The organism is Rhizobium sp. 10N427 (assembly GCF_056394605.1).
The window spans coordinates 75,580-83,457 of sequence record NZ_JBFTID010000020.1 but is presented as its reverse complement, the minus strand read 5'-3'; the positions used below and the strand labels follow the sequence as shown (position 1 = coordinate 83,457).

Below are 7,878 nucleotides of genomic sequence, written 5' to 3'. Positions count from 1 at the left end.
TCGACGAACACGCGCAATCGTATCCACTCGCTTCAACTCCCCCTCCATCCGTCAGCAAAAGACGGATGGTCAGACGAAACAGGTGGGGGGTCAAAATTGGACGCCGGTCACCCCGCCAGGGGGGTCAACATTCCACGCCGAAACACACAAGTGCTTCGAACGCCTGATCAAGAGCATGGGCGTCTACTATCTGATGGCCAAGCGCTACGGCGAAGACCACGCTCGCAAGAAGTTCGCGATCGTTCATGGCGGCGTCTCGGTCGAGCGCCCCGGCCAGATCGTCGAGATGGACGAGTGGAAGGTGAACCTTCATGTCCTGCTCGTGCACCTCCGCATCTGGGAACTGCTCTCCGTCAAGGAGAAGGAGGCCGTCAAGCGCGCCCGCGTATGGCTGACGGTCGCGATCGACCGTGCGACCAAGTGCATCCTGGCGATGCACTTCAGCCGCCGCGATCCGTCTCACCGCTCCTCGCTCGCCGCCCTGGAGATGGTCGTCACCGACAAGACGGTGATGTCGGCGATGGTCGGCGCGGGCGACGCCTGGGAATATGCGCTGGTGCCGGAAACGCTCTGCACCGACGCCGGCGCAGCATTCGTCCACGAGAAATTCCGCGCCGCGGTGGCCGCGCTTCGCTGCGTGCATGCTTTTCCTCCGGCCGGCGACGCGGCCGCCCGAGGCACGATCGAGTCGTTCTTCCATACCTGCGAACTGCGCTTCATGGACTACTTCAAGGGGCGCACCTTCTCCAACATCCTCGAGAAGGGCAAATACGACTCCCAGGGTTACGCCGTGTTGAACATCGACGAGTTCAATCGTCTGTTCATCCGCGCGATCGTCGACGTCTACCACAACACGGAGCACTCGGGTCTAGGGTTCGAGACGCCGGCGAACGCCTGGTACCGCTTGTCACGCAACACCGCCGTGATGCAGCCGATCGATGAGAAGTCCCGCCGCGACATCTTCGGCGCCGAGCTCGTCCGCGCCGTATCGGACAAGGGCCTCGCCGTCGCTGGCATTCACTACGACCACGCCGATATCCAGCGAGCACGCTACGAACAGCAGGCGCTGCCCTATTCTCCGGCGCCTCGCCTCGAGGTCCGCACCAGCCGTCTCGACATCAGCAAGATCTCGTTCAAGCGCGGCAACGAATGGATCGAAGCCAGCGCGACGATCGGCATCCCGGCCGGGACGACGCTGTTCGAATGGGTCGCGGCCAAGAAGGACCTCGCGGAAAAGCACGGCGCCAACGCCGCTACCAAGCTGTCCGTGATGCTCGCAGGAATTCGCGACCTCCGCGCCGCCGGGAAGACTGCCGCGTCCCTCGCAGGGCTCGGTCTCGACGTGCTGCTGACCAAGGACTACGCGCAGATCGAGCGCGAGTACTTCAAGCAGCAGGTCGAGGACGACCTTCAGGGCCGCCTGGTTGATCTCGGCGCGGTCCATGTTCCCGCCAACCCGCTGTCGAGCAGCCTCGACGCGTTCGATCACCTGATCGCTCAGGACAACAACGACGAGGACGTGGTCCCCGCCGAACCTGTGACGGTCGTGGTCGAAGACTCCTCCGGCTCCGCGTTCACCGTCGTCGATCCCACCTCGGGCGACGAAGACGGCCTCTTCTTCGACGACGAAGGCTGAGGCGGACACCCCATGACCACCAGCGATCTCACCATCTCCAGCGAGGGCACTTCCATGACCGCTTCTTCTCTGCACTCCGACTACTTCACCGAGGCCGCGAAGGCCATCTACGACAGCCTTGATCCGGACCGCCAGGCCCGCGTCGAAACTCTCGGACGCATGCACACGCGCTATGTCGGAACGCCGCGCGATCCGCTTCTGGACGAGCTCTTCGACGGAATCGTCGAAAACGTGGCGGCCGCATTGTTCGGCAAAGCCGCCAAGCGTCGCGCAATCTTCGTCGTCGGCGAGAGCGGCTCCGGCAAGACTACTGCGGTCGAGCGCCATATCGCCAAGCGCCCCCAGTTTGCGCCCCGAGTGGCCGCCGATGGTCGGGAGGTCCGCCCGCTCGTCGCTTTCGAGGCGCCGAAGCCGATGACGTTGAAGGGCCTCGCCCGCGCCGGCCTGGCTGCCCTGAACTTCGAGGTGGCCTACAAGCAGGTCACCGAGCAGGAGATCTTCGATCTGTGGAAGGAGCAGTTGAAGGAGCAGCAGGTTCTCTTTCTATGGATCGACGAGATGCAGCACGTCCTGCGCGGGAACACCACCAAGGAAATCCAGAACGTCGCCGACGTCTTGAAGAGCCTCGTCCAGATCGAAGGCTGGCCCCTCCACCTGATCCTCAGCGGCGTGCCGGCGCTGGCGCAGTTCGTCCACATCGCGGGCGACGCCGATGGTCAGCTCAAGGGCCGCAGCAACCTCGTCGAGCTTCGCGCTCTGAACTATCCGGACGACGTGAAGCTCGTCCGCAAAGTTCTCCTCAAGATCGTCGTCGATCACGCCGGCCTTGAAGCGTCGGTAGATCTGGCGACCGACGACTTCGTGCACCAGGTGATGCATGCATCGAGCGGCGGTCTCGGATTGATCATCCAGCTCATTCGCGCCGCGTCCGAGCATGCGCTGCGCCGCAGGTCTCCTCTTGTCGAGAAGGGCGATTTCGAGTTCGCGTATGGCCTTAGCGGCTGCCGCGACACTCAGAACATCTTCAAGGCTGCGGCCTGGAAGACGATCGATCCGAACAACGCCCTCGGCGAGACGCTCGCCCGCGTCTTCAAGCTCGAGGCTGAAAAGGCCGATGCCATGAAGGCGGCCAGGAAGGAGGTGAAATAGTCATGGCAAACCGTTTCCCAATCAAATCGTCGGAGACGCTGCTTGGCTTCTCCTCGCGCTATGCCCGCGAACGAAACATGGACCTTCCCAAGTTCATGCGGTTGACTGGCATCAAGATCTGGCACCATGCAAGCTTCGACGCGGCCGTCGCACGCCTCGCTACGATGACGGGCAACCGCGCGGAAGAACTCGCTTTCCATGCGCTGCGCATGGAGGACGGGCGGCGTCACAAGCTCCATGGCGAGCTGATCGACCGACGTGACGCCTACCGCGACGCCGCTCGCTACTGCCCGCGCTGTGTCGTCGATGACTATTCGGCCGGCGACCGCCGCCCCTTCACCAAAGTGTTCTGTCGCGCGGCGTGGATGCACCGCCGCATCGTCGTCTGCCCCGTTCATCACGTCGGCCTCGTTTCGATTTCAAAGAACTACGCGGGCTATGCGATGGAGGATTTCACCAGCTCTATGATGCACAACTGGGACGAGGTCGCAGCAGCGGCCGAGAATGGCCCGTCGGTGGAAGTGAGCGCCTTCGACCGCTATTTCTACGACCGCCTCAACGGCGCGCCCGTCAAGCACGAGGTCTTGTCGAGGCTTCCTTACCATGGCGCGCTGGGGCTTTGCGACGTCATGGGGGCCATGATCACCGGTACCGATCGAAAGGCGCGCTCCAAGCATTCGAGAGAGGAAATCCGGATCATGGCGAAATCCGGCTTCGATCTGCTTTCCGGCGGATATCGCGGCCTTCGAGCCTTCCTCGAAGAACTCGACAAACGCCATCATGGAGCCGACGACAAATCCGTGGGCAGCAAGCTTTACGGCGAGTTCTATGGGTTCCTTCACGACAACGCTGGGACGCCTGGTTTCGAAACGCTGGTTAATTTCGTTCGCGACCATGCTTTCAGCGTCCACCCGCTGGGGCCGGAGAACAACTTCCTTGGTCGCGGCGGAACTCGCAAGTTCCACAGCGTTCGGAGCGCCTTCACGAGCTATGGGATCCATCCTGCCACGTTGCGGAAGCTTCTCGCTGCGAATGGCCTTCTCGATAACGAGACGACGCCGACTAGGGACTTGAAGGTTTCCATCCCTGTCGAGATCATGGATGCGGTCATCGAAGGCTGGCGTGACAGCGTTCCAATGTTGTTCGCCCGCGAGCGGCTAGGATCCTCTCCGCAGGTCGTTCGTCAGCTCGTCGAAGCAGGCATCATCTCGATGGCGAGCGAGAAGTCAGATTACGCTCTGAAGAACATTTTCTCGCGCAAAGAGATCGAAAGTCTTCTCGCGCGCCTTGATGAAAAGGCGTCGTTGGTGGACACCGCTCGAATGCTTCCGATCAGAAACTGCGTTCCGTTCATGTCTTTTGCAGACCAGCTTCTTGGCATCTTGGACGGAAAGATTCCGTTCGGGATCTCCAAGCCTGGAGGCGTACCGACCACACTCGATCATCTCCGCGTCGACCTCGACACCCTAAAAGCGGTTGCCGGTATTGGCCATCCGGCAGGGTACGTCACCGCGAAATTCGTAACATCGCGCCTGGTCGCCTTAACCGACACCGTCGATCGCCTCGCGAGCGCAGGCGTATTCGAAACCATGCAGTATCGGAGCGGCAATGGACTTACTGTTACCGCATATTCGGAGGCCTCGGTGCAGACGTTCAAGAAGGACCACGTCAGCTTCCGCAAGCTAGCTCGCGGAATTGAGCATTACGCAAAGACCGAAGATCGCGTCCGCGGAATTGAGCCGGTCCATGATTTTGGTGGAGTCGAACGATTTTATCGAAAGGCTGACGTCTACTTATAGTGCGCGGCAGCCAGGCGTGGCCCGAAGCCGACAGCTAGAAAGTCCGCCCGCCATGGCGTCTTGCTTGCCGATCCGCCTTCACCACCAAGGGAGCATGTGACATCGCGTCATCCACCGCAGCGTGCTTGCCCGAAGGGCTCATCGAACGATGCCAACTCAGGCCGTAACCATTGTTCTTGAACAACTGAACAGCACGTTCCGCTGCCCAAGCCGTGAAGAAGCGTACCGCACGACCTTCAGCGATTGTTTCGATGACTTTTGTCCCCGAAAAGCTAGGGAATCTTTCCATCTGCCTCACGACCGATCCGAAGAAACCCTCGAAAGCTCGACGTTGTTTGTGGTGAGCTTCCAATTCATTCTTTAGGGCGGTAGCGCTTTCCTTCGCCTCGAAAATTGCCGGTTCGATCCACAAACGCCCGAAGGACGCCTCACCCATACTGGAATAGATATCTCGAAGCGTAGTAAAAAATAGCCACGCCGTCGGCGCGGAAATGGCTTTTCCCCTCAACACACGGGTGTATTCAGTTCCCAATAGTTCGTCCGTGTATGCATCCGCGAGGTGAGGAAAATCTGTCCGCACATAAAGATCGACTGTTCGACGCAGCGCCTGTTCAATCTCGTTCTTGTCGAAATGCCCAGGACGCAGGAAGGACTCGATGCCACCGATGTAGTTATAGCGACAGTCTGATAACGAAGGATTGGCCGTCTCCAAAAACTGAAGTCTATGGGCGTGTAGGTTTTGGAGGAACGTCCGTGCGCCGAGCATAGGTGCCATATGCCGCGATTCTTCGTAATCACTGAAAATCCAGTTTTGATCCTGCGGGGCTTCCTGCCTTACATTGAGCAGCCTTTTCCATAGAATTCGACTGTTAAGCCGTGCCTCAGCTTTCATAAGCCGGTCACTACCGTATAGAGCAACGATCTCTCGATTATTTACGAGAGGAGCAGGCTGGTCTGCCAACGTGACTTGCCGGTTATGCTCGAGCAGATCCTGAAAGCTTGCCGCCTCAACAGAGAAATGGCTCTTCAGCCTCGACGCCGGGACGGCGTACGACCTGTCCCCTGCTACACCGATCAAAATGCCTAGTAGCTCATTTTCGTCAGTATAAACTGGAGCGCCCGCATCGCCCGTCGTTGCGAATGGAAGATCGTCCGAACTCGACGCGATTTCAAAGGCGCCATGATACTTCTGGACTAAATTGGTTCGGGAATCTAAAACATGAAATGCAGCATCGATAGCGGTGATCCGACCGACGGATCGCCCGGACCCGGATAGCTTGTGTACAGGCTTACGGACATGGTCCGCGGGATCGGCAAGACTCGTGAAAAGCTTCAGCATCCCCCCGTGCGAAGTTGCTACGCTTTTTTCCAGAGAGATGGGCGCTAGAATATCGACAATGTCTTGAACGGAATCGTGGCGATCTTCAAACTTTTTCCCGCCTATTGCCTTACCAACAACTTCCTTAGACAGCCTGTCGAGCATGACGCCATTCTCATCGAGCGAGTAGCGTGCGACCACCGATATCAGCTTGCGACCAGCGCGAAGCAAAGGGCCGAGCGTGGCAGCCCGCCCCGATCTATTGATAAGAGGATTTCCTGCATGGATACTCATCTATATTTGTGCTCCGAGCCGGATACGCTCACCCTCGACTGCGATCCCAAAGATTTTATCCGGTAATGTGCCGTCATAATTATCCTCAGAGCTCTTCAATGGAACGATATATCTTGGCGGATGGTCAACAGACAGCGTCGATTTGATTTTAAAATGGTCATAAAAATACCGATCGGCAAGTGCCTTCCGGAATCGTACGAACTCGTATTCTTCCACATCCCGCTTTGGATGCTTTGAAAATGCACCGAAAAAGTCGGTGTCAATTTCGGCAACGTCCAAAATGTCTGCCGTCGCTTGCTGCGCCTCCTTCAGCATAGTGATCGCCGACGCGTCCAAAAAGCTTCCGAGAGGATGGCTCGGCCCGATTCGGACAACTACTCTCGCCGTGTTCTCGATCGGCGCCTTGCTGCCATCCGCTGCCACGATCGCGTATCCTGCGCCGTCGCTTTGAACTTTGCCAATATTGTACTCAACAGCGCCGGCTTCAATAGCGGCCGCCATCATCAATTTGTGTATCGGTGCTACCCATAGCCCAAATGGCGCAGGAAGGGTGCCAACCAGACGAACTCTTATTCCTGAAAACCTTTCCGAGAGCCTGTCTTTCGCTCGAAGTGGGATGTCATCGATGAGTTCCTTGTATGCTGATGCATAAAACTTCGCAGCCTCGACATCGTCTTTCCGGAACTTCGCGAATGCCTCATGCTCCAGCATCTTGACCCTGCCAGACAATCCCAGGTCGTCAAGATCGCCTATGACGTCCAGGCACAAGTTGCCATTATTGAACTGCTTCTGGACAAGGCGTAGCGCCTCGATAAGTCCTCCGTCGCCGGTTCCAGCGATGACGAAGTCCTTGGACCCTGCATCCCTCGCCTCTTCCAAACCGTCTCGATCCCAATACGACCTATCGCCGCTAACTAACGAAGCCTCATCGCCGAAACCAGACGTTACAAAAACCATGTCGAACATTCCCTCGGCCATTCCCTCGTCGGGATGTCCGAAGTTTGTCTGAAAAGTCAGCTTGACCTTCGTGTCCGAGTTTTCGATTTTGGATACCTTCGTCCGCGGAAGAAACCGCGATATGCTCTTCTCAAAGTGCTCTTTCCACTCGAACTTGATCGTTTCGATCACTGTGCTGCAACGAGCCTCGTACCAATCAAGATATGGGAACGAGGTCGTGCCAGAGATTTCCTTCTCTGGCCAAAAATTGACGGTCGGATGGACGTACCTGTGATTTGTGGCAATCTGGCGCTCGAGGACAGAGTCTCGCGCTTCGATCAGGGTGACTCTGCACTTCTGCGCCACAAGTGCTGCGCACGTGGTGATCCCAGCTAGGCCACCCCCAACAACCGCCACCGATGGATTCGACGCGAGCAGTCTCTGTTGCCCGACTGCCCAAACGACATTAAATGCCCGGCGCTGCTGAGATGCGAAGCTGACCCTTTTACCAAATGGTCCGATGAAGAAGATGTTCGTCTTACCTGGTACTGTGGCAGATTCGAGATATAGCTTGGGTAGGTCTGTCTGGTTTTGCATGGGGGCTTGCTTGGTTGACAACATGGAATTCGCGTCCTGTAGAAGTAGGGCGAGCGATGAGGGCGATCTTGCTTTGATCGGCCGCTGCAATGTCAACTTCCCCACGATATCTAGCGACGAGGTAATACCCGAACTGTTAGCCGGGTGAT

Annotated in this window: 5 protein-coding genes; 3 read left to right on the top strand and 2 right to left on the bottom strand. The window is 57.9% G+C overall.

Going from position 1 to position 7,878, the window contains the following annotated elements:
* The first annotated feature begins 175 nt into the window (after positions 1–175).
* From AC1DIJ_RS28085 to AC1DIJ_RS28075, 3 genes are read left to right on the top strand one after another with little or no spacing between them, the layout of a single operon-like run.
* Positions 176–1,636 carry a hypothetical protein gene (locus AC1DIJ_RS28085; RefSeq protein ID WP_477831711.1) on the top strand — a complete coding sequence of 487 codons (1,461 nt, stop codon included), beginning with the start codon at positions 176–178 and terminating at the stop codon, positions 1,634–1,636.
* A gap of 12 nt (positions 1,637–1,648) precedes the next feature.
* Positions 1,649–2,785 (top strand): ATP-binding protein, encoded by a 1,137-nt coding sequence (locus AC1DIJ_RS28080; protein WP_477831710.1) that lies wholly within the window; start codon positions 1,649–1,651, stop codon positions 2,783–2,785.
* A 2-nt stretch (positions 2,786–2,787) separates the two neighbouring features.
* Positions 2,788–4,584 carry a TniQ family protein gene (locus AC1DIJ_RS28075; RefSeq protein ID WP_112388155.1) on the top strand — a complete coding sequence of 599 codons (1,797 nt, stop codon included), beginning with the start codon at positions 2,788–2,790 and terminating at the stop codon, positions 4,582–4,584.
* A 34-nt stretch (positions 4,585–4,618) separates the two neighbouring features.
* On the opposite strand, the gene AC1DIJ_RS28070 is transcribed toward AC1DIJ_RS28075, so the two are convergent.
* Together AC1DIJ_RS28070 and AC1DIJ_RS28065 are read right to left on the bottom strand one after the other, a co-directional pair.
* Positions 4,619–6,196, bottom strand: a complete 1,578-nt coding sequence (locus tag AC1DIJ_RS28070; RefSeq protein ID WP_112444966.1) for a hypothetical protein — start codon at positions 6,194–6,196, stop codon at positions 4,619–4,621.
* Entirely contained in the window at positions 6,197–7,729 is a 1,533-nt protein-coding gene (locus tag AC1DIJ_RS28065; protein WP_162705978.1) for an NAD(P)-binding protein, read from the bottom strand.
* Between the last annotated feature and the right edge of the window lie 149 nt (positions 7,730–7,878).

Excerpts from the sequence above, each read along its gene's own strand:
- AC1DIJ_RS28085 (WP_477831711.1), top strand. The coding sequence starts at position 176 with ATGGGCGTCTACTATCTGATGGCCAAGCGCTACGGCGAAGACCACGCT.
- AC1DIJ_RS28080 (WP_477831710.1), top strand. The coding sequence starts at position 1,649 with ATGACCACCAGCGATCTCACCATCTCCAGCGAGGGCACTTCCATGACC.
- AC1DIJ_RS28075 (WP_112388155.1), top strand. The coding sequence starts at position 2,788 with ATGGCAAACCGTTTCCCAATCAAATCGTCGGAGACGCTGCTTGGCTTC.
- AC1DIJ_RS28070 (WP_112444966.1), bottom strand. The coding sequence starts at position 6,196 with ATGAGTATCCATGCAGGAAATCCTCTTATCAATAGATCGGGGCGGGCT.
- AC1DIJ_RS28065 (WP_162705978.1), bottom strand. The coding sequence starts at position 7,729 with ATGCAAAACCAGACAGACCTACCCAAGCTATATCTCGAATCTGCCACA.